The organism is Rhodococcus sp. NPDC055024 (assembly GCF_053608585.1).
On record NZ_JBSGVT010000006.1, the window covers coordinates 190,112 to 216,932 of the forward strand.

Annotated in this window: 20 protein-coding genes; 8 read left to right on the plus strand and 12 right to left on the minus strand. The window is 62.2% G+C overall.

The features are described from left to right. Window positions 1-61 precede the first annotated feature (61 nt). A complete protein-coding gene (locus ACWF6P_RS15395) occupies window positions 62-1,339 on the plus strand; it encodes an acyl-CoA dehydrogenase family protein (RefSeq protein ID WP_452621550.1) in 1,278 nt (425 codons plus the stop codon). Continuing rightward, window positions 1,336-2,559 (plus strand): acyl-CoA dehydrogenase family protein, encoded by a 1,224-nt coding sequence (locus tag ACWF6P_RS15400; RefSeq protein ID WP_452621551.1) that lies wholly within the window; start codon window positions 1,336-1,338, stop codon window positions 2,557-2,559. Before ACWF6P_RS15395 ends, ACWF6P_RS15400 begins: the two co-directional genes overlap by 4 nt. Window positions 2,560-2,690: 131 nt before the next feature. Here the strand turns inward: ACWF6P_RS15400 and ACWF6P_RS15405 are convergent, their stop codons facing one another. After that, window positions 2,691-4,103: a cation:dicarboxylate symporter family transporter gene (locus ACWF6P_RS15405; protein WP_378448841.1), complete on the minus strand. Its 1,413-nt coding sequence runs from the start codon at window positions 4,101-4,103 to the stop codon at window positions 2,691-2,693. A 119-nt stretch (window positions 4,104-4,222) separates the two neighbouring features. Here ACWF6P_RS15405 and ACWF6P_RS15410 point away from each other — a divergent pair, with 119 nt between their 5' ends. Continuing rightward, window positions 4,223-5,809 (plus strand): ATP-binding protein, encoded by a 1,587-nt coding sequence (locus ACWF6P_RS15410; RefSeq protein ID WP_452621552.1) that lies wholly within the window; start codon window positions 4,223-4,225, stop codon window positions 5,807-5,809. Continuing rightward, a complete protein-coding gene (locus ACWF6P_RS15415; protein WP_452621553.1) occupies window positions 5,806-6,495 on the plus strand; it encodes a response regulator in 690 nt (229 codons plus the stop codon). The genes ACWF6P_RS15410 and ACWF6P_RS15415 overlap by 4 nt, the downstream gene beginning before the upstream one ends. Window positions 6,496-6,523: 28 nt before the next feature. On the opposite strand, the gene ACWF6P_RS15420 is transcribed toward ACWF6P_RS15415, so the two are convergent. The 3 genes from ACWF6P_RS15420 to ACWF6P_RS15430 form a co-directional block, all read right to left on the minus strand. Then, window positions 6,524-8,638 carry a S9 family peptidase gene (locus ACWF6P_RS15420; protein WP_452621554.1) on the minus strand — a complete coding sequence of 705 codons (2,115 nt, stop codon included), beginning with the start codon at window positions 8,636-8,638 and terminating at the stop codon, window positions 6,524-6,526. Continuing rightward, window positions 8,635-9,528 carry a phosphoribosylaminoimidazolesuccinocarboxamide synthase gene (locus ACWF6P_RS15425; protein ID WP_050655449.1) on the minus strand — a complete coding sequence of 298 codons (894 nt, stop codon included), beginning with the start codon at window positions 9,526-9,528 and terminating at the stop codon, window positions 8,635-8,637. The genes ACWF6P_RS15420 and ACWF6P_RS15425 overlap by 4 nt, the downstream gene beginning before the upstream one ends. 155 nt (window positions 9,529-9,683) lie before the next feature. After that, window positions 9,684-10,718, minus strand: a complete 1,035-nt coding sequence (locus tag ACWF6P_RS15430) for an ABC transporter substrate-binding protein (RefSeq protein ID WP_452621555.1) — start codon at window positions 10,716-10,718, stop codon at window positions 9,684-9,686. 250 nt (window positions 10,719-10,968) lie between these two features. On the opposite strand from ACWF6P_RS15430, the gene ACWF6P_RS15435 reads away from it, so the two are divergent. Continuing rightward, a complete protein-coding gene (locus ACWF6P_RS15435) occupies window positions 10,969-11,901 on the plus strand; it encodes a tyrosine-protein phosphatase (protein ID WP_452621556.1) in 933 nt (310 codons plus the stop codon). 93 nt (window positions 11,902-11,994) lie between these two features. Here ACWF6P_RS15435 and ACWF6P_RS15440 read toward each other — a convergent pair whose 3' ends face one another. The 3 genes from ACWF6P_RS15440 to fepB all read right to left on the minus strand — a co-directional run bounded on the left by ACWF6P_RS15440 (window position 11,995) and on the right by fepB (window position 15,074). Further along, on the minus strand, window positions 11,995-12,657 hold the full coding sequence (locus ACWF6P_RS15440; protein WP_452621557.1) for a response regulator: 663 nt from the start codon (window positions 12,655-12,657) through the stop codon (window positions 11,995-11,997). Beyond that, window positions 12,654-13,931 carry a sensor histidine kinase gene (locus ACWF6P_RS15445; RefSeq protein ID WP_452621558.1) on the minus strand — a complete coding sequence of 426 codons (1,278 nt, stop codon included), beginning with the start codon at window positions 13,929-13,931 and terminating at the stop codon, window positions 12,654-12,656. The genes ACWF6P_RS15440 and ACWF6P_RS15445 overlap by 4 nt, the downstream gene beginning before the upstream one ends. A 147-nt stretch (window positions 13,932-14,078) precedes the next feature. Continuing rightward, window positions 14,079-15,074, minus strand: a complete 996-nt coding sequence (gene fepB, locus ACWF6P_RS15450; RefSeq protein WP_452621559.1) for a Fe2+-enterobactin ABC transporter substrate-binding protein — start codon at window positions 15,072-15,074, stop codon at window positions 14,079-14,081. Window positions 15,075-15,140: 66 nt separating this feature from the next. Between fepB and fes the strand changes: the two genes are divergently transcribed. Then, window positions 15,141-16,376, plus strand: coding sequence for an enterochelin esterase (fes, locus tag ACWF6P_RS15455; RefSeq protein ID WP_452621560.1), 1,236 nt, complete (start codon window positions 15,141-15,143; stop codon window positions 16,374-16,376). A 13-nt stretch (window positions 16,377-16,389) separates the two neighbouring features. On the opposite strand, the gene ACWF6P_RS15460 is transcribed toward fes, so the two are convergent. The 5 genes from ACWF6P_RS15460 to ACWF6P_RS15480 all read right to left on the minus strand — a co-directional run bounded on the left by ACWF6P_RS15460 (window position 16,390) and on the right by ACWF6P_RS15480 (window position 21,621). Next, on the minus strand, window positions 16,390-17,778 hold the full coding sequence (locus tag ACWF6P_RS15460; protein WP_452621561.1) for a DUF1254 domain-containing protein: 1,389 nt from the start codon (window positions 17,776-17,778) through the stop codon (window positions 16,390-16,392). 55 nt (window positions 17,779-17,833) lie between these two features. Next, window positions 17,834-18,247 (minus strand): HIT family protein, encoded by a 414-nt coding sequence (locus ACWF6P_RS15465; protein ID WP_452621562.1) that lies wholly within the window; start codon window positions 18,245-18,247, stop codon window positions 17,834-17,836. 66 nt (window positions 18,248-18,313) lie between these two features. Then, the gene (purB, locus tag ACWF6P_RS15470) at window positions 18,314-19,735 is read right to left on the minus strand and encodes an adenylosuccinate lyase (protein WP_452621563.1); all 1,422 of its coding nucleotides are present in this window, start codon (window positions 19,733-19,735) and stop codon (window positions 18,314-18,316) included. Between the two features lie 55 nt (window positions 19,736-19,790). After that, a complete protein-coding gene (locus tag ACWF6P_RS15475; RefSeq protein WP_003945736.1) occupies window positions 19,791-20,396 on the minus strand; it encodes a TetR/AcrR family transcriptional regulator in 606 nt (201 codons plus the stop codon). 64 nt (window positions 20,397-20,460) lie between these two features. Then, the gene (locus ACWF6P_RS15480) at window positions 20,461-21,621 is read right to left on the minus strand and encodes a pyridoxal phosphate-dependent aminotransferase (protein WP_452621564.1); all 1,161 of its coding nucleotides are present in this window, start codon (window positions 21,619-21,621) and stop codon (window positions 20,461-20,463) included. A 162-nt stretch (window positions 21,622-21,783) separates the two neighbouring features. On the opposite strand from ACWF6P_RS15480, the gene ACWF6P_RS15485 reads away from it, so the two are divergent. Both ACWF6P_RS15485 and ACWF6P_RS15490 read left to right on the plus strand, forming a co-directional pair. Then, entirely contained in the window at window positions 21,784-23,394 is a 1,611-nt protein-coding gene (locus ACWF6P_RS15485) for an ABC transporter substrate-binding protein (protein ID WP_452621565.1), read from the plus strand. 54 nt (window positions 23,395-23,448) lie between these two features. After that, window positions 23,449-26,817, plus strand: coding sequence for a serine hydrolase (locus ACWF6P_RS15490; RefSeq protein WP_452621566.1), 3,369 nt, complete (start codon window positions 23,449-23,451; stop codon window positions 26,815-26,817). The last annotated feature ends 4 nt before the right edge of the window (window positions 26,818-26,821 follow it).

Genomic DNA, 26,821 nt, shown 5'->3' on the forward strand with positions numbered 1-26,821 from the left:
CTTCGAATCAGGTCGCGATGAAGGATCGACGCCCCTGGTGATTACAGCTTGCATTCTTCCCATGACCACCGCACTGACGCCGAATGCCGTAGCCCGGTCTGCAGATCCGATCAAGAGTGAGGTCGACTACCAAACACTGGCAGAGAAATTTCGTCCGATCTTCGCGGACATCGCACAATCCGTCGTCGAACGCGAACGCGACCATGTGCTTCCGTTCCAACAGATCGACGCACTCAAGAAGGCAGGCTTCGGCGCCGTTCGGGTGCCGACCACGCACGGCGGATCCGGCGCGAGCATCCCACAATTGATCCGTTTGTTGGTCGAGTTGTCGAGCGCCGATTCCAACATCACCCAGGCATTGCGCGGTCATTTCGCGTTTGTCGAAGACCGACTGGTCGCCGACCCCGGACCTGAACGCGATACCTGGCTCCGATGCTTTGCCGAGGGACAGTTGGTCGGGAACGCGTGGACCGAAATCGGCGATGTTGCATTGGGCGAAGCCAACACCAAGATCTCGCCCGCACCCGATGCCGATCATTTCCTGGCGAACGGGGCCAAGTTCTACAGCACGGGTTCCATTTTCGCCGACTGGATCGACCTGTACTCGCAGCGCACCGACACTGGCGCATTCGTGATCGCCGCGGTCGAGGCGCGGCAACCCGGTGTCACACACAGCGACGACTGGAACGGCTTCGGCCAGCAGACGACGGGGTCCGGCTCATCCGTCTACGAAAATGCGATTGTCCAGCCGGAGAACATCTTCGACTTCTCGACGCGATTCAAATACCAGACCGCGTTCTATCAACTGTTCCATCTCGCCACTCTCGCCGGCATCGCCAAGGCTGCGACAACCGAGATTTCTCGCCGAGTTGCCGCTCGCACGCGAACCTTCAGTCACGGCAACGCACCGAGGTACGCGCAAGACTCGCAGATCCAGCAAGTGGTCGGTGAAGTGTCCTCTGCCGCCTTTGCCGCCGAGGCCGTTGCACTGCACGCCGCGCAGTCGTCCCAATGGGCTTACGAAGCCGCGTTCTCCGGCTCGCCGGAGGAAGAGAAGGCCGCCAACATCGCGGCCGAAATCGATTCAGGGCGAGGCCAGGTCGCCTCGATCGGACTGGTCGTGCCGGCCACGGCCAAGATCTTCGACGCACTTGGTGCTTCCGGAGTGAGCCGGGACCTCGATCTCGATCGGTTCTGGCGCAACGCCCGCACCGTGGCCAGTCACAACCCGGTCGTCTTCAAATCCAAAGTTGTCGGCGACTACGAAATCAACGGAACCGAACCGATTTACGTGTGGGCCATCGGGACTGCACCGACAGAAAAGGATGTACAGGCATGACCGTGACCAGTGAAACCGAAGTCTTCGTCGGCATTCCCGACACATCCGAGGGCTGGATCGACCGGGCTCGCGAGGTGAGCAACATCCTCTCCGTCGACGTACTCGCGCGTGATCGAGCCGGTGAACCGCCGTTCCGAGAAGTTCAGCTACTCAAGGACAGTGGTCTGGTGACACTGCTGGGTCCGGTCGAGTTCGGCGGCGGCGGGCAGCGATGGGAGACCGCGTACAAGGTGGTTCGGGAGATCGCCCGCGCCGACGGCTCCATCGGACAGTTGCTCGGATACCACTACCTGTGGGCCTGGGCTGCCAGATTGGTCGGAACCGATCCGCAGATCTCCGCTGTCGAGGAGCTGTACACGAGCAACCGATTCTTCTTCGGCGGCGCGGTGAATCCTCGAGACACCGACCTCACCGTCGTGGATCGCGGAGACACCCTGGTATTTAACGGTGTGAAGTCGTTTTCCACCGGCGGCCGAGTCACCGACCTCACGGTGCTGGAAGGAATCATCGACGGAACTGCGACGCATGTGTTCGCAATCGTGCCGACTGCTCAGGACGGCATAGTCTTCCGCGGAGACTGGGACAACCTCGGGCAGCGCCTCACCGATTCCGGCAGTGTCGAGATCAACGACGTCGAGGTCGACTGGGCAAGCGCGGCAGGCTTTGTCGACAAGGAATTCCAACCCCTCGTCTACAACACCCTGAACTTCCCGGCAATCGAGATCGTGTTCGCGAACTTCTACCTCGGGATCGCCCGTGGCGCGCTGGACACTGCAGCCGAGTACACCCGAACCCGTACGCGTCCATGGCCGTACGGAGGTGACAACCGCGAAATCGCGACCGACGAGTGGTACCTCCGTGAGGGCTACGGCGACTTGCAATCCAAGCTGTGGGCAGCGGAGGCCTTCGTGGACCAGGTCAGCCGCGAGGCCGACACCGTACTCCACGCTGCTCGCGAAAACCTCACCGAGCAGGCTCGCGGCGACCTCGCCGTACGTATCGCGGCCGCCAAACTCCGCGCCGCCGACGTGTCCTTGGAGATCAGCAACAAGATCTTCGAACTGACAGGCGCCAGAGCCACTTCCAACGACGTCGGCCTGGACATCTACTGGCGCAACATCCGGACGCACACCCTTCACGATCCACTCGCGTACAAGCGCCGTGAAGTCGGTAGCCAGTATCTGACCGGCGAGATTCCCGAACCCACCTGGTACACATAGCGGCCACGAACAGAAAGAGACCGTCGCACGGTTGGTGCGGCGGTCTCTTTCATCGTTACGACCAGGATCACTGATCGTAGATCGGGTTCCGCGCTTGCAGCGCAGTCAAACGTTCAGCAGAGCGGACGGATCTAGTGATGGCTCACAAACGACTGCTTGGTGCCGGTCGGAGCCGTTTCGAGTTTGTGCTGCTCTTCCTCGTCTTCGTCGTCGAGCATCGTGGCTTCGTTGAACGGGATCTTCCCGTCGAGTACCTCGATGACGCGTTCCTTGTCGATCGTCTTGGTCCACGCGCCGACCAGGAGAGTCGCGACTGCGTTGCCCGAGAAGTTGGTGATCGCTCGCGCTTCCGACATGAAGCGGTCGATTCCGACGATGAGTCCGACGCCGTCGAGAAGCTCGGGGCGATGGCTCTGCAGTCCGCCGGCCAGCGTGGCCAGACCGGCGCCACTGACTCCGGCAGCACCCTTGGAGGCGATGATCATGAACACCAGCAGCGAGAGCTGTTCACCGAAGGCGAGCGGCTGTCCCATGGCGTCGGCGATGAAGATCGACGCCATCGTCAGGTAGATCGCGGTGCCGTCGAGGTTGAACGAGTAGCCGGTGGGAACGACGATGCCGACCGTGGTGCGCTCGACGCCCACGTGCTCCATCTTGGCAATCAGACGCGGCAGTGCCGATTCGGAGGACGAGGTGGCGAAGATGAGCAGGTACTCACGGGCCAAGTACTTGACCAGCTTGAAGATGTTGAATCCGGTGACCGCGCGCAGCAGCGTTCCGAGAACACCGAAGACGAAGATCAGGCAGGTCAGGTAGAAGCCGATCATCAGGGTTCCGAGCTGGACGACGGCGTTCAGACCGGTCTGGCCGACGACGCTGGCGATGGCTCCGAAGGCGCCGATCGGGGCGAGCCAGAGAATCATCGTCAGGATCTTGAACACGAGCTTCTGGATGTATCCGACAGCCTTGAGGATCGGCTCGCCCGACTTGCCGAGCGACTGGATCGCGAAGCCGACCAGGAGAGCGACGAACAGAGTCTGCAGCACGCTGCCGGCTGTGAGGGAGGACAGCATCGACGTCGGAATGATGGACGCGACGAAGTCCCAGGTGCCGCCGGCGCTGTGTGCCTGATCTGCAAGCTTGGCCACTGAGGCCGCGTTGGGCGTGATGTTCAGGCCACTGCCCGGGTTGAGCAGGTTGCCGACGCCCAGACCGATCGCGAGTGCGATGGTGGACATCCCGATGAAGTAGGCGAGTGCGAGGCCGCCGACCTTGCCGACCTTGGCCGCTGCTCGAACCGAGCCGATGCCGAGCACGATGGTGCAGAAGATGACCGGGCTGATCATCATCTTGATCAGGCTGACGAACAACGTGCCGAGTACACCGACGGACTTACCGAACTCGGGTGCGAGCCAACCGACGAGGATGCCGCCGATGACCGCGACGATGACGCTCATGTAGAGCCAATGCGTCTTGTCGCGCTTTGCCTTGGTGCCCTCGGGCTGTGGGGAACCGTCTACTGTCCCTGTTGCCGTGCTGCTCATGGGGTGTCCTTTGGATCGGATATCTGTGAAGTGATCGGGATCACTTCGAGTCGTGGAGAATTCTTGTTGCAAACAGGTGGGCCCGGAAGTTTGTGTTCATTACGTTCAGGAGGCGCTCGATGGTCGAACGAAAGACCGGCCGACGTATGAGCGTCGCCAGACAGATCCTGATCCTGCAATTGGCGTTGTTGGCGCTGGTCATCGGTGTGGGGGCCGCGCTCGCAGTTGTCGACGAACGCCGAGACAGCGACGACGCGATACGCAGGCAGGTGAGCTCGATAGCGCAGACTCTCGCCCTGTCGGATTCGACGGCGGCAGCCCTGACGAGTGCAGACCCGACCGCGATTCTGCAACCACAGACCGAGAAAATCCGACAGGCAACTGGCGTCGATTTCATCGTGGTGATGGCGCCGGATCGCACTCGGTTCACCCACACGAGCCCGGAACTGATCGGTCAACTGTTCACCGGGAACATCGACCGCGCACTCGCCGGCGCGACCTTCACGGAGACGTACGCCGGGTCGCTGGGGCCGTCGATCCGCGCAGTCACTCCCGTCTACGATTCCGGCGGAACCCTGGTCGGTCTGGTTTCTGCCGGTGTCACCCGCGAACAGATCAGCAAGCAATTCGCCCAAAGTGTTCCGGTCATCCTGTTCGTTGCTGCCGGCGGTCTTCTTGCCGCGCTCTTGAGTTCGCTTCTGGTGAGTCGGCGAATCAGGCGACAGACCCTGGGAATGGCTCCCGACGAACTCCGCACCATGTTCGAGCACCACGACGCCGTCCTGCACAGCATCGGTGAGGGTTTGGTGGTGATCGGCCGAGGCCGGGGCAAGGACGCGAAAGTGGACATCGTCAACGACGAAGCACGTCGACTCCTCGACCTGCCGGAAGGACCTGTCCCGCTTTCGTCCATCCCCGAGACCTTGCGAGTCGACGACGCATCGCCCGCCAAGGATCAAGTGCACCTCACCGACAAGCGTGTGCTGGTGGTCAACCAACACCCGGTTGAGTGGGAGGGCAACAGAATTGGCACCGTGCTGACAATTCGCGATCACACCGAACTGCAGAACGTGCTCGGGGAACTGGATTCGGTACGTAGTTTTGCCGAGTCGCTTCGCTCTCAAGCCCACGAGAGTGCAAATCGTCTGCACACGATCATCACGATGGTCGAGTTGGGGCGAAACGAAGACGCAGTGGCCTTCGCCACCAACGAATTGCGGGTGTCTCAGCAGCTGATCGATCGTCTGATGAATGCGGTTCACGAGCCGGCGCTGGCCGCACTGTTGCTCGGAAAAATGAGCGAAGCGGCCGAGCGCGGGGTCGACCTGACCATCACGGAAGACACCGCACTCGGTCCGGTGCCTTCACTCAATGCACGCGAGTTGGTCACGCTGGTCGGCAATCTCGTGGACAATGCTATTGACGCATCACGCGCGAGCGAGTCTCCGTGGGTGGAAGTGACGGTAATGGAAGAGGATTCGATGATGGTTGTTGCCGTCGCCGACAGCGGCCCGGGAATGACACCCGAAGCTCTCGAAAAGGCCAAGGGCCGTGGCTACTCCACAAAATCCGGCTCTCGCGGACTCGGACTCGCACTGGTCTCTCAAGTGGTGAAACGGCACGGCGGCACGCTGTCCAGTGAACCGGCGATGGGCTCGATGCTGGTGGTCCGCATCCCGCTGCCCGTTGCGGAAGCACCCCGATGATTCGCGTCCTGATAGTCGACGACGAACCGTTGATCGCGCAGGCGCACCGTTCCTACGTCGAACGCGTGCCGGAGTTCGTGGTCCACGGTGTGGTTCATTCCGGGAACGCCGCCGTGCGTGCAGTTACGGCGGCAAACGCCACCGACCAGCGCATCGACCTGGTCCTGCTCGACATCGGGTTGCCCGACGCCAGCGGCCTCGACGTGGCTTCCGCCCTCGGTGGGTTGCGCCCGAGTCCGGACATCATCGCGGTCACCTCGGCGCGCGATCTCGAGGTGGTTCGAAGCGCCGTGGCTCGCGGGATCGTGCTCTATCTCCTCAAGCCGTTCACCTTCGCAGCGTTCCGCGACAAGCTCGAGCGCTACCTCGAATATCGTGCAGCACTTCCCGCCGGCGAGTCTGCGGTCAGCCAGCACGACATCGACCGAGCGATGTCCGCACTACGAACATCCGACGATCGAGCAGCGGCACCGAAAGGCTTTGCGTCTCAAACGCTCGGACTCGTCGCTGCGTCCGTCCGAGATTCGGAAGGTCCCGTGACCGCCGCCGAGGTGGCAGCATCGGTCGGGGTGTCCCGGGTGACAGCCTGGCGCTACCTCGAAAAACTGGCAGACGACGGCATGCTCACCCGGGAGACCGAGTACGGGCGCGCTGGGCGACCTCAGGTTCGTTACCGCAGAACCTGATTGACACAGAACCTGATTGACACAGAAGCTAGTTCGCGCCCACGGTGTCCAGCACCCAGGCGAACTCGAACGCGACCTCTTTCCACTTCTCGTAACGACCGCTGACACCGCCGTGTCCGGCGCTCATCTCCGTCTTGAGAAGTAGCGGAGCGTCACCTGTCTTCGTGGCGCGCAGTTTTGCGACCCACTTGGCCGGCTCCACGTACAGAACACGGGTGTCGTTGATGCTCGTGATTGCGAGAATCGCGGGATAGTCCTTGGCTTCCACGTTCTCGTACGGGCTGTACGAGCGCATGTAGTCGTAGACATCCTTGTTGTGCAGCGGATCTCCCCATTCGTCCCACTCGATGACCGTCAACGGCAATGACGGATCGAGAATCGACGTCAGCGGGTCGACAAACGGAACATTGGCGAGAATGCCGGCAAACAGTTCCGGAGCGAGATTGGCGACAGCGCCCATCAGCAGTCCGCCCGCACTACCACCGTCGGCAACCATACGATCAGCGGCTGTGACTCCGGTGTCGATCAAATGCCTTGCGCAAGAGACAAAATCGGTGAAGGTGTTCTTCTTCGTGAGCGTCTTGCCGTTTTCGTACCAGTGACGGCCCATCTCGCCGCCACCGCGCACGTGCGCAACCACGAAAACGACACCGCGATCGAGCAACGACAGCCGCGCAACCGAGAACGACGGGTCGATGCTCGCCTCGTAGGAACCGTAGCCGTACAACAACAACGGCGCCGGACCCTCGGGTGCACCTATGCGCCTCACGATCGAGAGCGGAATGCGGGTGCCGTCGTCGGCCACTGCCCAGTCGCGGCGCTGCTCGTAATTACTCGCATCGAAGTCACCGAGAACGGGCTGCGACTTACGCAGTGCCAGTTCACCACTGGCGACGTAGTAGTCGTACACCTGCCCGGGAGTGATGAAGGACGTGAAGCCGAGCCGGATGGTGGGCTGCGCCCATTCCGGGTTGGACCCCATCCCGATGCTGAAGAGTTCTTCGTCGAAGTCGATCTCGTGACGTTCGCCGTACCCGTCATCCGTCAACGGCCATACGGCAACCCGAGTGAGAGCCTCGCGGCGGTAGCTCAGGACGAGGTGCCCGGCAAAGGCTTCGGCTTCTTCCAGACGAACGTCGGCACTGTGCTCGATCAGCGTCGTCATGTTCGTCGGATCCGATACCGGAGCTTCCACCAACACGAAGTTCTCGGCCTTGACTCCGTCGACGACGTCGTTGTGGAGGATGAGGAAGCGGTCCTCTCCCCCGATCACCGCGTGTTCGGCCCCGTATTCGACGCCTTCGCGACGCGGGATGATGACGCGGAAGTCGCCTTCCGGATTCGCCGATTCCAGCATCCAGCCTTCGCTGGTCACCTTGGATCCGACCCAGATCATCAGGTACTTCTCGCTGCGAGTCGAACCCACGGAAACCCAGTAGCGCTCGTCGGGCTCGTGGAAGACCGAAACATCTTGACTCTGCGGCGTTCCCAGCTTGTGACGCCACACGGTGTCCGGACGCCAGGAGTCGTCGACGGTCATGTAGAAGACGTGGCTGTGGTCGATTGCCCAGGTGGCACCGGGTGCGGTGTCGGGAATCTCGTCAGCCAGCATTTCGCCGGTCTCGAGGTTCTTGAACCGCAAGGTGTACCGCTCGTCGCCGACGATGTCGACCGAGTACGCCAGCAACGTGCCGTCCTCGCTGATGGAGAACGCGCCGAGTGAAAAGAACTCGTGCCCTTCGGCTTCGACATTGCCGTCCATGAGGATCTGCTCGCCGGCCAGCTCGACGCCAGGCGTCAGGTTGGGTGGAGTCCAGTCGTCCTCACCGGCAATGGGACACCGGCACTGGACGGTGTACGACTTGCCTTCCACGCTGCGCGAGTAGTACCACCACTTGCCCATGCGTGTGGGTACCGACATGTCGGTTTCCTGCGTCCGCGACTTGATCTCCTGGAAGATCTTCTCGCGCAACGGCTCGAGAGCGGCTGTCTGCTCGTCGGTGTACGCGTTCTCGGCTTCGAGGTACGCGACTACCTCGGCATTGTCCTTGTCCCGCAGCCACTCGTAGTCATCGACGAACGTGTGTCCGTGATGGGTACGTTCGGTGGGGACCTTCTTTGCGACCGGCGGGACGAGGCTCATGCGCTGGGACCGACCCAATCGTCGAAGGACAACCCGGAAATGCGTTCGTACGCCTCGATGTAGCGTGCGCGAGTCGCATCGACGATCTCCTGCGGCAACGGCGGCGGAGTCGTGTCCGAGCTTCGATCCCAACCGGATTCGGGGCTCGTGAGCCAGTCGCGGACGAACTGCTTGTCGAAGCTGGGCTGCACCTTGCCTGCCTCGTAACCTTCGAGGGGCCAGTAGCGGGACGAGTCGGGGGTGAGCACCTCGTCGGCGAGCACGAGGTTTCCAGCGGAGTCGAGACCGAATTCGAGCTTGGTGTCCGCGAGAATGATTCCGCGATCGGCCGCGAAGTTGGAGGCGCGGGCGTAGACGTCGAGAGTGTCCTCGCGAAGCTGCACGGCCAGCTTCAGGCCGACCTTCTCCACTACCTGCTCGAAGCTGATGTTCTCGTCGTGATCGCCGAGGGCCGCCTTGGACGCCGGGGTGAAGATCGGGTCGGGCAGCCGCGACGCCTCGACAAGGCCCTCGGGCAGCGCGACGCCGCACACTGCGCCGGTGTTGTTGTAGTCGACCAGGCCGGAGCCGGTGAGGAAGCCACGGACGACGCATTCGACGGGAACCATGTCGAGGGAGCGCACGACGAGAGCCCGGCCGAGCACCTCTTCCGGGATGCGATCGTCGTCGGGCTCGCCGGCCAGATGGTTGGTGCCACCGAGGACGTTGAAGAAGAACACGCTCATCGCGGTGAGAACGCGGCCCTTGTCCGGGATCGGCGTGCTGAGCACGTGGTCGTAGGCCGAGATCCGATCACTCGCGACAAGCAGCAGATGCTCGTCGTCGATCGTGTAAAGGTCACGGACCTTGCCACCGGCCAGATGAGTGTAGGAATCAAGTGTAGGACGCACCCGGTCACCCTATCGGGCGTTCGCAGTTCGTACAGAACCCCGGTAGCCGGGACAGGTGAGCGTCCTCGCCGTTCGGAGAGCTGTCCGCCCTGCTCATCCGGATATGCAGGTGGCCCCTCGCCACTGGGCGAGAGGCCACCGTCACAGTCGATGAACTACTGGTTTGCGGGCAGCTTCGACAGGCCCTCGTCGATCGAATCCAGCGTCAGAAGAGCCGTCTGATAGGTCGCTGCCAACGAATGCTGAACCTGGACGACGTTGCCGGCCTTCACTGCGGGCAGTTCCTTCCACAGCTCGGAATTGACCAGTTCCTGAAGCTGCGGAGACATCGAGCCGTCGGCGTTGAGGCCGTAGACGATCACGTCGACATTTCCGAGATTCTCGCCGATCTTCTCGATGGATACCTGTTCGACGTGGACGTCAGCCGGGTCGGCAGGGGTGCCGGGGAACTGCAGGCCGAGTCCGTCGAAGAGGTTGGTTGTGTACGAAGACGCGTACTCGCGGGAGAACGTTCCAGCCTCGGGCTTGCAGACGTTGCACACGCCTCCGAAGGTCAGCGAGCCGAGCTTGTCCTTGTACTTCGCGGCCAATTCGGCGGTGCGAGCGTCGTACTCGCCCTTGAACTCACCGTAAGTGTCGGAAACATTGGCGGCGTCGGCGAACTGCTCGCCTAGCACTCGCCAATCAGCGGGAACCGTCGGCCCCAGGAAGACGACCGGAGCAGCAGCCTTGAGCTGAACCATGTCCAACTGACTTTCGACTCGAGCGGGAACGCCCATGATGATCAGATCGGGCTCGGCAGCGACGATTCCCTCGTAGTTGAGCTGGGAGACGTTGCCGTCGGGCGCGACCTTGGGCAGAGCTTCGTAAGCGGCCTTGGTCTTGTCGTCCATGTTGCCGAGTTCACGGGTCCACTCACATACCGCAGCCAGGTTCGCTCCTGCCTGGATCAACGGCAGAACTGCGTATCCGCAGGCCACGATCCGCTGCGGGTCGCTCGGGATCTCGATGGATCCGTTCTGTGCTTCGAAGACACGGGTCTGCGAGCTCGCGGCTGTCGTCGACGATTCGGACGACGCCTCCTCCGAGTTGCTGCAGCCGGCGACGCCGACCGCCAGCGCAGCTGCTGCACCGATCACCACTGCGCGGCGAATCCGCGACAGACCTTGAACCCGCATGTTGAACTCCATCTGAACGCACCGGACTACTCCGGAATTGATTTGGTGAGGCTAACCAATATCAGGGCGGCGAGAGTTTGCACAAACACAGGTCTCGAGGAATGAACTGCGCCTCCCGAGTCGCTCACGCTCAGAGCAGCACGCCTCCCACTGAGAGGGAGCAAAGCGAGATTCCTCTCGAATCGGACACTCGAACTCGCTACCTTGCCTTCGCGATACCTCATCGACTCGCCACTCTCACCGCTCGACGAAGGGCTCAGACATGTCCCGATCCACGCGCACCTGCTCACTACGGTCTGCCGCGGCCATTGCCTTGACCAGTAGCTTTCTCATCACCGGTTTCGGCGCCTCGATCGCACACGGCGAACCTGCTCCCTCGGCTCCACAGTTCGGCTCACTGGATTTCGGATCCAGCAGCTTCGGCAGTGCCGAGCAAACTGCAGATGCCCCGCGGCTGACCGGGATCGACAACTTCCGCGATGTCGCAGGCACCGGCGCCGGATACTCGGGAACTTTCGGTCTACCCGTGAACAAGGGAGTCTTCTACCGCGCGAACGCGATCACGCCCAAGGGCGATGACATGACAATTCTCGAAAAGCTCGGACTGACAAAGGTTTACGATCTTCGCACGGCACCCGAGATCGCCAGCAAGCCGGACGTCCTGCCCGACGGTGTTGCGTACGAGAACATTCCGATCCTGTCCGGGAACATCGCCGAGATGGTCGCGAAGATCAAGTCCCCCGAGGACTCACGATCGATGATGCAGGACATGAACCGCGCCTTCGTCACCGGAGCGACGGAGCGAGCCGGGTTCGCGCAGTTGCTGACCGGCCTCGCGGAAACCGAAGGTGCACAGGTCTTCCACTGCACTGCAGGTAAGGACCGCACCGGCTGGACGTCCTTTCTGCTGCTGAGCATCGCCGGCGTCGACCGCTCGGTGATTCTGAACGACTACCTGCTGACCAACGAGTACACCGCCGAAGGCATGAAGGCCACGCGCGCGGGCATCGCGGCGAGCTTGGGCGAGCAGATGGCTGTCAACATGGAGCCTCTATTGGGTGTCGAGGCAAGCTATCTCGATGCCGGCCTCGCTCAGTTGGACCAGACCTACGGCTCGGTCGATCGCTATCTGACCGAGGGCCTGGGCCTGAGCCCGGCGACGGTCATGACGCTCAAAGCCAAGCTTCTGGGCTGAGCGACACAGGTGCCCCGGGTTCGACGAGGGGCCGAACCTGGGGCACGTGTGCTTCTCTGCCCGTGCCGTGCCGGATGCGCAGCGTCCCGTGCGTCAGCGAGATACGGCGATCACGTTGTTTCGGTACGCCCAGATGACGATCTGCACCCGGGTTCGCACCTGTAGCTTCTTGCAGATGTTGCTGATGTGCGACTTCACCGTGCTCTGCTCGAGGCTGAGGGAATCTGCGATGTCGTTGTTTCCCAAGCCTTGTGCCAACAGTTGCACCACATCCATTTCGCGCGCACTGAGACCGTGATCCGATCCGGAGCGCGCTGAGGACATCGGTGCCGGCTTGCGCCTCGCGAACTCCACGATCAGTCTCGACGTCAATCTTGGCGAAAGCACCGAGCCGCCCTCGGCCACGGTCAACACTGCCGACGAGAGCTCTTCGGGATCGGCGTCTTTGAGCAAGAACCCTGCGGCGCCGCTGTCGAGCGCCTCGAAAACGTACTCGTCGAGATCGAACGTGGTGATCACGATGACGCGGGTCGCCGGAAACTCGGCAAGAACCTCCCGGGTCGCTGTCAACCCGTCGCCGTGCGGCATTCGGATATCCATCAGCACGACGTCCGGACGCAGCGCACGTACCTGCTCGTACGCCTCGACTCCCGTCTTGGCATGCCCGACGACGCGAATCTCGGGGTGCCCGGAGAGAAACAGCTCGAACCCCTGCCGCACCACCTGCTGGTCGTCCGCAATAAGGACATCGATCATGCGTTGATCCTCCCGTTCACCGGCACCAGTGCCTGCACAGCCCACTCACCTTCCGAATTCGGTCCGGCGTCCAGTTGACCACCCATGAGCGTCGCGCGTTCGCGCATTCCCACAATTCCGAGGTTTTGCCCGTCGGACGCCGGGCGAGAATTTCCCAGAGTATTGATCACCCGCACCCTCACCGCGCCGGCTTCTCGGCTCAGACACACCTTCGACTCACTGCCCGGCGCATGGCGAAGGACGTTCGACAGCGCTTCCTGCACGATGCGGTAGCAGGTCAACTGAACTCCGCTGTCCAGGTCGTCGAAGCGGCCGACTTTCTCCAGCGAGATCGACGAGATGGTGCGCCGGCAGTCATCGACCAACTCGTCGATGTCGGAGACCATGGGCGTCGGGAAGTCGGGGTCTTCCTCGCCCAGGCGAAGGATCCCCACGATCTGCCGCAAGCTGTTGAGTGCCCGCTGTCCCTGCTCGATGACGCCGCCCAGCAGGGCTTGGGCTTGTTCGGGATTGCTCGAGAAGAACTTGTCGGCGGCACGGGCCTGGATGATCATGCCGGTCATGTGGTGAGCCGCGACGTCGTGCAACTCGCGTGCCATGTCCTGCCGTTCGGCGACAACGGCATTCGCGATCTTGCGTTCGCGGTCCCGGTGCAGATCCGCTACTGCCTGACTGTTCTCCACTGCTTGCTTTCGCAGACGCGCGACGATCTTTCCCATGGCTGCGACGACCAGAAAACTCGTCACGGTATTTGCCGCCGGCTCGAGGAACATGTGGGGCAACTCCCCCACCTGAACCTCGGCGACCGTCAGCCCGTCCCGTTCGGTGGTGTACATCGCTATGATCACGTCCATCGCCATTCCGAGGACCAGCAGTCCGACCAGGCGCATGCCTGTCACCCGGATGGACACTGCCATGATCGCGAACCAGAAAAGCGGTGTGGCCCCGAGCGATCGACTGCCGAGGAAGAGCATCAACCCGCCGGATCCTGCCAACGTCAGAAGGTAGTACGCGATCGGGTACCGACGGCGCGTACACGCCACGATGGTCAACACCGTCAGGAATCCCATGATGCCGACAACGGTTGCCGGATCGCTCAGCACTCGATTGCTCGTCTCGGATTCCGACTTGAGACTGGCGAGGCCAAACACCCAGGGCACGCTCAACAGACCGACGATCACGGCCGCAGTAGCCGGGTTGCTCAGGCTGAAACGTCCCCAGCCTCGCGACGCCAGGGCTTGCCCCGGGGCATTCTGACCAGCCGAGTCGAACATCCACTCCCCATTCCGCATCCGATGATTGACGTTCATGGTGGCATGCCCGCACCACTTGGTCACACATTCGACGAACGTGAAGGGAATGTTCGATTCTCGGTTCCTACCAAAGGACTAGTTCGGAGTGGAAGTACTAGTACTTACGGATCAGCTGAACTGCTCGACCAAGCGGTTCACCATATTGGTTGCACTGTAGTAATCGAGACGGAAGGTATCGAGTCCCACGGCATAGACATGATGATCACGAATCGCCGGATGCTGAGCCAACAGGGGAAGTCCCTCGACCGCTTTCACCGCACCGTCGTCGGCGCTGACCAAGATCAGGGTGTTGCCCGCGATTCCGTCGTAAAGATTCTCGGACGAGACCTGGATGATGTCCTTACGCTTACCCATCGATTCACTGCTCTTCGCGGACTCTGGAATGTCGGCGACCGTGAAACCCATCGCCGTGAGCAACTTCGCCTGTCCGGACTCGTGCGTCCAGATATTGGCACCGCTGCCGTCCTCGTAGTAGACCAGCGCAGTGGTCGGCTGCGGGGGAAGTGTGATCTTGGCCTTGGCGGACTCTACTGCGCTGTCGAACTTCGCGACCGTGGCCGCGGCGTTGTCTTCGAGACCCGTCGCCTTACCCAACACAGCGGCCACTTCCTGCCAACTGCTTCCGCCGTAGTCCACCACGATCGTCGGAGCGATGGCCGTGAACTGTTCGTACAGATCGACGACGGAGTCGCCTCCTGTCGCCGAGACGACGATCAGGTCCGGGTTTTGAGCCAGAACGGATTCCGCGTTCGCGCCACCCATCGGCAACACGGCGAGTCCGCGTTCTTCTGCTATGTCGCCCCACTGTGTGAACAACCCCTGCGCATCCGACACGTCGGTATTCGGTCCGGTCGATGCGGTAGCGACCACCGGTGCGTCGATCGACAACAGCGTGCCTGTCAGCGTCACACTGGTCGAGACGATCCTCTCCGGCTTCGACGTAATCTCGACCGGCCCTTTCGGTGTCTCCACCGTGCGCGGCCAATTACCCTGCGATGCAGCCGAATCAGGATCGGAATCGGCATCCGCAGAACTACACCCGGCGAGAGCGAACCCTGCCACCAAGACTGCGGAGAGCACCTTCACGGTGCGCGATTTTTTCATTGTGACGCCCACTGGCGGACCACTCCTCGAATTCAAAAGCCCATCAAATTAGGTTAGGCTGTGCTCATGCTAACTCAGGCGGTGACTGAATTGTCCGCTACCCTCGCGGCCTCGCCCGACATCGAGACGTCCTGGAATCGGATAGTGCAACAAGGCACGCCGGTCATCGAAAGTGTTGATACACAGACTGTTCGAGTCACCTTCCTCTGGCGTCAGCCCGAGGAGACGGAGATCGAACGCGTCTACCTGGATGCAAATTCGCTGACCGACCATCACGCGGAACAACTGAGCGTCATGCAGCGGATCGGCGACAGTCCGGTGTGGTTCTACACCGCCGAAGTCTCGAACACCTGGCGCAGCAGTTACAGCATCATCCCGGTACCGAAGTCCGTAGTCGACGAGTTCGACTATCCGGGAGCAGGCAAGGAGGACACGACCCGCCGCACCCGCTGGTTGGGGCTGCTCGAATACCGCATTGCCGACCCACTCAATCCGCTCTCCGCGGGTGTGGACACACGACGCTCCGTCGCCGAGATGCCCTCGGCGCCGGTCCAGTTCGGCTGGGATGCTCCGGTTTTCAGGAAATCCGTACAGCTCACCTGGAACAGCTCGACTTTGGGCGTCGAACGGCCGGTGTGGATCTACGAGACCGTCGACGACGGATTGACCCCGCTCGAAGAACGTCCACTCGTGATACTTCTCGACGGTCGCCACTGGGCCGAGGTCATGCCTGCCGGCGCCGCCTTCGATCGCGCGGTCCAGACCGGAAAACTGAAATCCTGTGTTCTGTTGGCCATCGATTCCGTTGACAATCAACGCCGTTCGCAAGAATTGCCGTGCAACCGCGAATACTGGAATGCAGTGGTCCACGAACTGCTTCCGCAAGTGCGCGCCGTCGCGCCCTTCTCGTCTGATCGAACGCGAACCGTGGTCTCGGGGCAGAGCTTCGGCGGACTGGCCTCGATGTTCGCAGCACTCGAGTTTCCCGAACACTTCGCGCTGGTCGCCAGTGGATCCGGTTCATTCTGGTGGCCAACCGGACTCAAGCGCGGGGAGGACGGTCCGGCGGGTGGAGACATAGCCGCGCGCATCGAGCGCGACGGTGCACCGGACGGTTTACGGGTTGTCCTCGAAGTAGGTAGGCATGAGTCCGACATGGTCGGGCACAGCGCAGCCGTCGCGCAGGCGTTGGAGGCCGCCGGAGCGCAAGTGTCGTACCGGATCTTTGACGGCGGCCACGACTGGTTGTGCTGGCGCAGTGCCCTTCTGGACTCCGTTGTCGAACTGATCGGCAGTCCGTGAGACAGACCACGCTCTACGCCGGCTCGATGTCACCAAGCTTCCAAGTCCGATCGAAATATGGTTCGAGCGGTCCGTAGAAGCGGAAGTACGAGAACCAGTGCTCACCCGGAATGGTTTGAACCCAATTGGATTCCTTTCCGTTCGGAGCGGAAGGTCCGTAGTAGAGGTCTACCGAACCGTCATCGTTGACAACAAGATCGGGATCTCGCGAGCCTCGGTCGCCTCGGCCCTGCTCGTTGTCGATCAGGCACCGCGTGTCGATCGAGTAGACCGTCGCGGACCAGAACAGCTTTGCCGGGACATCGGCGGGTACGTGGAGTGTGTAGTGCTTTCCGCCGTCCAACCAGTGTCCGTCGGTGTCGGAGTAACTACCCAGATATGCCTGACCGAGTCCAGGCGTCGTACTTTTCATCGCCTTGGAGAAGCTGACCGCCTCGTAGAACCACGACGCGCGTTCGTAGAACTCGTCGTAGTTGTCCCCTCGTTGAGCAGAGTTGTCGAGAACAATCGCCAAGTCCCACTGACGATCCGGCCAGTAACGCGAACCGGGGAATCGCTTGACAAACGCATTTGCCTGAGCGAACACCTCCCCCACTTCGACTGCCCGCTGCAAGATCTTCCGCAAGCGATCGTCCGGGGCGAACGGTTTGCCCTTCTCTATCCCCAACTGCCGAAGCCACGCCATCGGGAACCGGTCGCGCTCTTCGACAGGTTCGTCCTGCACGATGTCGTGCAGGAGCTCCCAGTACCGAAGGTCGCGCGGCTGAATTCCGCTCCAGGGCTTGCCGTCCGGTGAGACCAGTCGTGTGGGAGTCGGATTCTCGCGATCGGAGTAGGGGTATACCCGCACGGCATCGACCAACTCGCCCGAGCGCACCGGATCAGGATCGAGCGTCCGGAGGCCGAACATGATGTGCATCATCGGGGAGTGGACAACGGTGTATTCACCTGTGTCCTCGGCACTCTGGCCTGGGCCGACTACCAGGGTCTTGCCGCCATTGCCTGCATCGGGGCCCATCTCACCGAGCACCGCGAATTCTCGTTGCCAGAAATCTGCGATGCCCCCGGCGGTCGGTCCCGCCGGCAACTCGATCACCAACGGACCCGTTGTACCGAGATCGAAAAAGTTCAAGATGTACGGCGTCGTCGCGTTGGCGGTGATCAGGCCTAGTCGGTCACGATAGGAGCGGTAGACGACGATATCGGACGCAGTTGCTCCGAAGATGTTGGTATGCACGTCCATCCACTGCGCCCAAGACACGATGGGGATGGCCCAGAGGTACGCCTGCACTGCTGTCTGGAAGTCGAGTTCGTCGAACACCGTTGCGATGTTTTCGCGAGCGGGAAGCTCTCCGTCCCTGGGGACAACTCCGGAGGAATACGTCAGTTCGATGTCGGCCATAACCAGATGGTGCGGGGAAAAACGTCGGCGCGAATCACCCGCGCCGGGTGAACCGCTAGTTCAGTGCGTCGCGAATGACAGCTGCCGTGCTGTCGAGAATTGTCCGATTGGGTGTGCGAGGTAGTGCGCGCAGGCCGAAGCCGTCGCCGCGATTTCGCGGAATGACGTGCAGATGAACATGGAAGACTTCCTGCCCCGCAACTGCTCCGTCGGAGAGGTGCAGATTCACTCCGTCGATGGGGAGAGACCCAATACGCATCGCCGCGGCGATCTTCTGCGCGACCGCAAAGATCCTGGCACCGTCGTCGGCATCGAGCGTGGACAATCCGCTTGCGTGACGCTTGGGCACGACCAGGAGATGACCGGACGTGAACGGCCGGATATCCATGAAGGCAAGGACATTCGCGTCGTCGTAGACGACACTCGCCTCGGCCTCACCGGCGATGATGGAGCAGAAGATGCAGTTCATGGTCTCCGCCCCTGTGCGCCTTTTTGGTAGTGGTGACTACCAGAAAGGCGCACAGGGGCGTAGCCCTTACAGAATCGGCGACGGCGCGTACGCCGCAGCTTCGGGGTTGGCGTCGACAAGTTTCCGGACCTCGGCGACAACGGCGTCGACCTGAGCAGACGCAGCGCCGACAAAGGCTGCCTTGTCGGCCAAAGCCTCGTCGAGTGCGGCGCGGTCGAGCGGCAGACGGTCGTCGGCGGCGAGGCGATCGAGCAGATCGGGTTCCTTGCCCTCTTCACGCATCGCCAGTGCAACTGCGACGGCATTCTCCTTGATCGCCTCGTGTGCGGTCTCGCGTCCGACGCCGGCGCGCACGGCAGCCATCAGCACGCGCGTCGTGGCGAGGAACGGCAGGTACCGCGTCAGTTCTTTCTCGATGACGGCCGGGTAGGCACCCATCTCGATCAGCACGGTCAGGAAGGTCTCGAACATGCCGTCGATCGCGAAGAACGCGTCCGGCAGAGCGACGCGACGCACGACGGAGCAGAAGACGTCGCCCTCGTTCCACTGTGCACCCGCGAGCTCGGCTGCCATGGAGCCGTATCCGCGCAGGATCACCTGAAGTCCGTTGACGCGCTCGCACGAGCGGGTGTTCATCTTGTGCGGCATCGCCGAGCTGCCGACCTGGCCGGGCTGGAAGCCTTCGGTGACCAGCTCGTGGCCGGCCATCAGGCGGATCGTGTGTGCAAACGACGACGGGCCCGCGCCGACCTGGACGAGCGCGGAGATGACGTCGTGATCGAGGGAACGCGGGTACACCTGGCCGACGCTGGTCAGTACGTGCGCGAATCCGAGGTGCGCGGCGACCTTCGCTTCGAGCTGATCGAGCTTGGCCGCATCGCCGTCGAGCAGATCGAGCATGTCCTGAGCAGTACCCATCGGACCCTTGATCCCGCGCAGCGGGTAGCGGTCGATCAGCTGGCGCAGCCGTGTCAGCGCGACGAGCAGCTCATCGGCGGCGGAAGCGAAACGCTTGCCCAAGGTGGTGGCCTGAGCTGCAACGTTGTGTGAGCGACCGGCCATCACGATGGACGAGTACTCGGCAGCGCGCTCACCCAGGCGGGCGGCGACGGCGATGCCGTGGTTGTAAACGTGTTCGAGTGAACGCACGATCTGCAGCTGCTCGACGTTCTCGGTGAGGTCACGGCTGGTCATGCCCTTGTGGACCTGCTCGTGGCCGGCGAGTGCATTGAATTCCTCGATGCGTGCCTTCACGTCGTGGCGGGTGACCCGCTCGCGGTCCGCGATGGACGCCAGGTCGACGTTGTCGATGACGCGCTCGTAGTCGTCGATGGCGCCGGCCGGAATGTCGATGCCCAACTCTGCCTGCGCACGCAACACCGCCACCCACAATTGACGCTCGAGCACGATCTTGTACTCGGGAGACCACAGAGCAACAAGCTCGGGGCTGGCGTAACGGTTGGCAAGGACATTCGGAATGCGGCTCACGAGGCCCCAGTCTAACGGGGGCCAAGCAGTGCTGTTACCCCCGATAGTGACCGAGCTAGACCGGCGGCGCCATCACGTCGATCGATTCCAACAGCATTCCCCTGGCCAACCCCCGTGGGTCCGGGTCGTACTCCCCCAGAGCCGTGATCATCGCGCCGTCGACCATCGCGACGAGACGACGCAGTTGCCCCTCGGGAGCCGAGCGGCCCGAGCGTCGAAGCGCATCGGTCAACAGGTCGTCAAGTTGAGCGCGTAGGCGCAACTGCACGTCACGAAGCGCGGGATGACGGGCACACGCTACGAATCGTTCGTAACGCGAGATCAAGCGCTCGCGGCTCTCCGGACGCTTCTCTTCGTCGCCGAGCAGCAGTTCGACCAACAGTTCGACGGTTGATTCGGCGCCCCGCCGACGTTGGGTCACCGCAGCCACTCTGGCGCGCATCGCTTCCATGTCGGCGTTGCCGTTGAGCTCGACGGCGCACGCGATCAGATCGTCGAGTGAGTCGAAATAGTACGTCGTCGAGGCCAGTGGTAGGTCGGCCCTGGTTGCCACCGCTCGGTGACGAACGGCGTCGAACCCGCCCTCCAGCAAAAGTTCAGCAGCGGACGCCACCAGAGCTTGGCGACGTCGTTCGCCCTTGGGCGTAGCTGCAGAAGACACCACGACATCGTGCCAGCAGAGGGCACCTCCGCATGGCGAAACAGCTCGAAGACCCTGCTGTTTGTTACCCGAGCCACTTCTCGAGGCGAATCAGCGCCTCCTGGATGTCGGCTGTCGCGCCCGCGAACGAAAGTCTGACCATCCGGTTTCCGTGGACGGTGTCGAAATCGATTCCGGGTGCCAATGCGACCCCGGTATCTGTCAGCAACCGCGCACACCATGCGGTGGCGCCCTCGCCACCACACAGGTGGCCGATGTCCGCGTAGACGTAGAACGCACCGTCGGCGGGGGCCAACTCCGAGATGCCCAGTTTCGGCAGTCCGGTCAACAGCAGTTCACGATTGACTGCGTACCGCTGAACGTGCCCGTCCAACTCGACCTTCGCCTCGTCCGAGAACGCCTCGATCGCGGCGTACTGCGAGATCGCCGGCGGACACACCGTCATGTTCGACGCAAGTCTCTGCAGCGGACGCCGCAGATAAGTCGGCACCAACATCCAGCCGAGCCGCCAACCGGTCATCGAGAAGTACTTGGACACCGATCCGATCACAACGGATTCGCGTGACGTCTCCCAGGCGCTCGACGTGTGCTGATCGCCGTACCCGATGCCGTGGTAGATCTCGTCCGAGATCAGGAGGGTGCCGTGCTGCTCGCACCACGTCGCCAATGCAGCGAGCTCCTCGGGCGAGATCACAGTGCCCGTCGGATTTGCTGGGCTGGCGACGATCAGTCCGGCTGGCGGCGACGGCAAAGCCTCGAGCATTTCCACCGTCGGCTGGTATCGAGTTGCCGGGCCGCAGTCGAGTTCGACGACGTTGCAGCCGAGAGCGGCAAGGGTATTGCGGTACGCGGGATATCCGGGGCGAGCAACCACCACGGTGTCGCCCTCGTCGAACGCGGCGAGGAAGAGCAAGGTGAACGCCCCGGACGAACCGGTCGTCGCCACCACGTCTTCGGCGTCGACGGCGATTCCCGAGCGCTCACTGTGGTAGCGCGCAATAGCTTCGCGCAGCGGCAGGATCCCGAAAGTCTCGGTGTATCCGAGTAGTTCGGTGCCGAGAATCTCTCGCGTCGCACGTAGTACCGGTGCGGGAGCGGGCGTCGACGGTTGACCGGCAGCCAACGTCAGAACGTCACCATGTGTCCGCTGACGTTCGGTCGCGGCCTTCCATACATCCATGACATGGAAGGTCTGGATATCTGATCGACGAGATTCTGAGCGCACACTCCGACGGTAGCCGAACCGTGGTGCGGCAAGAAACGACGACCACCCATTGTGACGATCCGACAGATTCAGGCACTCAGCATGAGTCGATTCAACGAGACCTGGGCCACGTCAGTCGCGCAACATTGATCAACGACATCCTTCGATCAAAAGGTGCATCAGATGAAAGCTCGCTCAGTGCCCACCGCGGCTCTGGTCACGATCGGCGTTCTCACGGTTGCCTCGTGCGGAAGCACCTCTGATCCTGGCGGCAATTCTTCCGGCGATTACGCGAAGGACGGCAGCTTCACGACGATCGTGAACACCGACCCCGGCAACCTTCATCCCCTGATCACCAATCTGACTGCCACGCAGGCGATCAACAGCTATACCAACGACTCGTTGTTGGCCATCGACCCCAAAACCCGCGCAGCGGGCCAGTATCTAGCCGAAAAATGGAGCGAGAACGGAACTTCGCTGAACTTCACCCTCAAAAAGGGGATCACGTGTGAAGACGGCACGACCTTCACTGCCCAAACCGCAGCGAACAACATCAACTGGGTCGTCGACAAGACCAACGGCTCGCCGTGGTTGGGAGCATCCGTACCCGAAACTGCGGTAGCAACCGCTGACGGTGACGAACTCACGATCAAAACAACGGAACCCGCGCCCTTCCTCCTCGAACGCATCGGCGCTCTCAAGTTGGCGTGCCAGGCAGCGCTCGACGACCCTGCCAGTGTTCGAGGCAGTAGCAACGGAACCGGACTGTTCAAGGTCACCGAAGTAGTGGCCAACGATCACGTCACCCTCGAACGCCGCGACGGATACAACTGGGGACCGAACGGCGAAACCACATCGGACACGCTCGGAGTGCCCAAGACGGTCACGATCAAGGTCGTGACCGACGCCGCGACGACGGCGAACCTGGTCCTCACCGGAACGGTCAACGCGGCCCCGGTTGCCGGCTCGGATATCGAACGTGTGGAAGCTTCCGGCCTTGAATCGATGACGTCCAACACCCTGAGCGGACAGTTCATCTTCAACCACAATGCGGCTCTCCCCACCAAGGACGAGGCCGTACGCACCGCACTGGTGCAGGCGATCGATCTCGACGATTACACAGACATCAACACCGGTGGCAAAGGCTCACGCGCTACGGCACTGGCAGTAGTCGATCCGCGGGCGTGCGACTTCGACAGCGTCACCGGTGTAGTTCCGAAGTTCGACATGGCCGCGGCGAAGAAGACTCTCGCGGACGCCGGCTGGAAGCGCGGATCCGACGGTGTCCTGACCAAGGACGGTCAAGCGCTGCAGTTGACGGTCATCTTTGCCAACTACCGCGATACCACCTCTGCAGCAGCCGAATACGCAATGAAGCAGTGGCAGGAACTCGGCGCGAAGGTAGAGCTTCGCGGAGGTGACAACAACTTCATCATCTCCAACACATTCGCGGCAAAAGACCTGACGTCATGGTCGATCTCGATCGGACTGACCGTCCAGAGCGACACCCCCAGCATCTTCGTTCCGTACTTCGCCGGCCCCACCCCACCGTCGGGTGTCAACTTCGCATCGATCGACAATCCGAAGTACACCGAACTGGCAGCGAAGGCCTCGGTTCTGCCCGGGCAGGAATCCTGCTCGGTTTGGAAGGAAGCGGAACAAGCACTGTTCACCTCGTCCGACGTCATTCCGGTGTCCACATCGCCGAACTTCATGTTCTTCAACGGCGCGACGGCCCTGTATGCACCGATTGGCGGCACCCTGGCCGGCCCTGGCATCCGCGTTCTGAAATAAGCCGGAAGACAAAGCTTTACGTCTGCATCTATTTCTCCGATTCGAAGGATCTACATGACTGACCGTCCATTTGTTCTCGACGACCTCCACCGCGTGGTCACGCCCACTGAGACCTCAATCTCTCCCGACGGCACCGTGGTCGTCTTCGTTCGCTCGGAAATTGTTGCCGGAAAGGCAACTACATCGCTCTGGGCGGTGTCCCGCGATTCCCAGGCTCACCGCCTCACTGCGGGGCCCGCGGATTCGGCACCTCGGTTCTCTCCGGACGGAACCTCGATTGCCTTCCTCCGTAAGGTCGGAGACTCCGCGCAGCTGCACCTGATCCCGCTCGCCGGCGGCGAGGCCGAAACCCTCACCACAGCAGCATCACTCCCCCTCGGGGCCGGCGCAGCGGCCTGGAGCCCCGACGGAAAAGCCGTTGCATTCGCCGCCGTGGTCTCACGTTCGGACTCCACCGATCCGAACGCGCCCATCGTCACCGATCGACTCGGATACAAGGTGGACGGTGCCGGTTGGCTCGGAACCTTCCGGCGCCACCTGCACACCGTCGAACTGGAGACGAAGACAGTTCGACGCCTCACCGACGGTGATTGGAATGCAGACGTTCCGTCCTGGTCACCGGACGGCAAGGCTCTCTCCTTCACCGCGAATCTGGAACCGGACAGCGATCTGAACCTCACGTTCAGCGCCTACCGAATCCTCGTCGACGATCTGTCGGTTCCGCCGCAGCAACTCGGCCACGCCACCGGGGTGCAGGGCTCGACGCTCTGGCACCCGCACGGAGATTCGGTTGTCGCCATCGGCACTCCCGAGGTCCGTGTCGGAACTGCAGACCTGATCCGTCTGTCCGTCCCCGGCCCAATCGAGACACCGGTCGACGTCACCCTCACCGCTCATCTCGATCGCAACGTGATGCCCGGCGCACCCGGTTACCCCGGTGGCACACCGGCCCTGTCGAACACCGGCGACGAGATCGTGTTCTGCCTGCGCGATCGCGGATGGACGCATCTGTACGCCGTCGACATAGAAACCGGCACCTCCCGCTCCCTCGTCGCCAATCCCAACGAGGTCGTCGCGGCGCTCTCCGTTGCCCGTGATGCGCGCGTCGCCTCCGTCATCGTCACCACGCAGCAGTCCTTCGGTGAGGTCGCACTCGTCGATCTGGACAGCGGCGCCGTCACCACGCTGACAAGCTTCACCGCAGAAGCACTTCCCGAGGTGACCCTGTTTGCCGCCGAGGAACGCGAGTTCACCATCTCCGACGGCCGTACCGTGCACGGTTGGTTGCTGTCCGCTCCCGAAACCGATGGCGCCGCACCACTTCTGCTCGACATTCACGGTGGGCCGCACAACGCATGGACGGGCGTTGCCGACACCTATCACCCCGCCCACCAGGTTCTCGCAGCGCAGGGTTGGCGCATCCTGACCCTCAATCCACGTGGATCAGACGGGTACGGCGAGGACTTCATGTACGCCGTCAACGGCGCCTGGGGCACCTCGGATCAAGCTGACTTCCTCGAGCCGATCGACGCTCTTGTCGCCGAAGGACTTGTCGACGGGGACCGACTGGCGATCACCGGGTACAGCTACGGCGGATACAGCACCTGCCACCTCACCTCACAGACCGATCGCTTTGCCGCGGCGGTGGCCGGCGGGCTGATCTGCGATTTCAACGCCATGGCCGGAGTCTGCGATTTCGGTCCGCACCTCGCCTCACTGGCCACCGGAACGACTGTCCCCGAGAACTCCGCCAAACTCCTGGCTGCCTCGCCCCTCGCCTCCGTGAAGAACGTGGTGACTCCGACGCTGATCCTGCATGGAAAGTCGGACGAGCGGTGCCCGCTGGGTCAGGCCGAGGCCTGGTTCGCCGCGCTGCGCCAGCAGCACGTCCCCACCCGAATGGTGGCGTATCCCGGCGCAAGCCACGGTTTCCTCGTCAACGGCTCGATCGCACACCGAATCGACTACAGCACACGGCTCATCGAGTGGGTGAAGCGATACACCTCGGCGAAGCTGCCCAAGACCGGCCTGGCCAACGCGTCTGCCGGAGCCGATGCATGGAAGCGTTCACTGGACGTACTCTGTGAGCGTTACGGCGTCACCGGTGCTCAATTCGGTATTCTCACACTCGATTCCAGCGGTAAGGAAATCACCCGGACGACTGTGGCTTCCGGCGTGATCAATGCAGACACCGGGGTCGAGGTCTCCACCGACTCCCTGTTCCAGATCGGATCCATCACCAAGGTGTGGACCGCGATGCTGGTCATGCAGCTGGTCGACGAGGGCTTGCTCGACCTGGACGCAACCGTCCGGTCGATCCTGCCCGACTTCGCACTGCAAGACGAGGAAACAGCCGCCCGCATCACGGTTCGCGCACTTCTGAACCATCGCAACGGAATCGACGGTGACCTCTTCATCGACAAGGGTCGCGGAGACGACGTCGTCGAACGCTACGTCGAGGGCCTGCGCGACTTCCGTCAGGTTCATCCCCTCGAGGACGGCTTCGCGTACTCGAACTCCGCGTACGTCCTTGCAGCTCGTATCGTCGAGGTTCTTCGCGGCGGCATCTGGGACGACATCCTCAAGGAGCGAATCATCGATCCGCTCGGCCTCGAGCACACACTCACGTTGACCGGAGATGCTCCGAGATACTCTGTGGCAGCAGGACATACGGGAAACTCTGTCGTGATGCCCGTCTGGCCGATCACGCGCTCGATGGGGCCGGCCGGCTGCATCACTGCCAGCATCGGAGATCTACTCACGTTCGCCGAACTCGGACTCCTCGAAGGACAGAGCGTCGACGGCGTGCGGATCGTGTCGGAGGAATCAGCCGCCGCGATGCGTACACCCGAAATCGACATCAGCGATCTGTTCCCGGACAAGTCGGGTTGGGGCTTGGGCTGGTTCCACGAAACCTGGTCGGGCGAAGAAATTTTCGGGCACGACGGCAGCACCATCGGGCAGCATGCCTATCTGCGTATCTTCCCCCGCCACAATGTCGCGATTGCACTGCTGACCAGTGGCGGCAAAGCAGACGGCCTCTACCGCGATCTCTTCACCGAAGCCGCGGCCGCGTTGGTCGGACTCGAACCTCCGCAAGCCCTGGCCCCGAACCCCGCGAGTGTGGAGTCGATTCCGGATTCGGTTCTGGGTAAGTACAGCTCGGGCGGAATAGCAATCGAGTTCCGTCGTGGAGAGTCCGCTGACGAAGCCGTGATCACCGTGATCGGCGACGTCATCCCGAATCCCGAGGAAGACGAAACAGCTCCGAAGAAGCCTGCAGCGGTAGCCACTCTCGTACCGTCGCAGATCCCCGGAACCTGGACCACCCGTCAACCGGGAGCCGCCGGTTGGACGACGGTACGGCCGCACCGCGACGGCGTGTACGTCGGATTCCGCTTCCTACCACGGGTTAACGCGTGACGAC

Bases quoted from the DNA above. Each gene is read 5' to 3' on its own strand.
- ACWF6P_RS15445 (WP_452621558.1), bottom strand. From the start codon at position 13,931: ATGTTCGACTCGGCTGGTCAGAATGCCCCGGGGCAAGCCCTGGCGTCG.
- ACWF6P_RS15410 (WP_452621552.1), top strand. From the start codon at position 4,223: ATGGTCGAACGAAAGACCGGCCGACGTATGAGCGTCGCCAGACAGATC.
- ACWF6P_RS15485 (WP_452621565.1), top strand. From the start codon at position 21,784: ATGAAAGCTCGCTCAGTGCCCACCGCGGCTCTGGTCACGATCGGCGTT.
- ACWF6P_RS15420 (WP_452621554.1), bottom strand. From the start codon at position 8,638: ATGAGCCTCGTCCCGCCGGTCGCAAAGAAGGTCCCCACCGAACGTACC.
- ACWF6P_RS15465 (WP_452621562.1), bottom strand. From the start codon at position 18,247: ATGAACTGCATCTTCTGCTCCATCATCGCCGGTGAGGCCGAGGCGAGT.
- ACWF6P_RS15415 (WP_452621553.1), top strand. From the start codon at position 5,806: ATGATTCGCGTCCTGATAGTCGACGACGAACCGTTGATCGCGCAGGCG.
- ACWF6P_RS15490 (WP_452621566.1), top strand. From the start codon at position 23,449: ATGACTGACCGTCCATTTGTTCTCGACGACCTCCACCGCGTGGTCACG.
- ACWF6P_RS15430 (WP_452621555.1), bottom strand. From the start codon at position 10,718: ATGGAGTTCAACATGCGGGTTCAAGGTCTGTCGCGGATTCGCCGCGCA.
- ACWF6P_RS15405 (WP_378448841.1), bottom strand. From the start codon at position 4,103: ATGAGCAGCACGGCAACAGGGACAGTAGACGGTTCCCCACAGCCCGAG.
- ACWF6P_RS15460 (WP_452621561.1), bottom strand. From the start codon at position 17,778: ATGGCCGACATCGAACTGACGTATTCCTCCGGAGTTGTCCCCAGGGAC.
- ACWF6P_RS15440 (WP_452621557.1), bottom strand. From the start codon at position 12,657: ATGATCGATGTCCTTATTGCGGACGACCAGCAGGTGGTGCGGCAGGGG.
- fes (WP_452621560.1), top strand. From the start codon at position 15,141: ATGCTAACTCAGGCGGTGACTGAATTGTCCGCTACCCTCGCGGCCTCG.
- fepB (WP_452621559.1), bottom strand. From the start codon at position 15,074: ATGAAAAAATCGCGCACCGTGAAGGTGCTCTCCGCAGTCTTGGTGGCA.
- ACWF6P_RS15395 (WP_452621550.1), top strand. From the start codon at position 62: ATGACCACCGCACTGACGCCGAATGCCGTAGCCCGGTCTGCAGATCCG.
- ACWF6P_RS15435 (WP_452621556.1), top strand. From the start codon at position 10,969: ATGTCCCGATCCACGCGCACCTGCTCACTACGGTCTGCCGCGGCCATT.
- ACWF6P_RS15400 (WP_452621551.1), top strand. From the start codon at position 1,336: ATGACCGTGACCAGTGAAACCGAAGTCTTCGTCGGCATTCCCGACACA.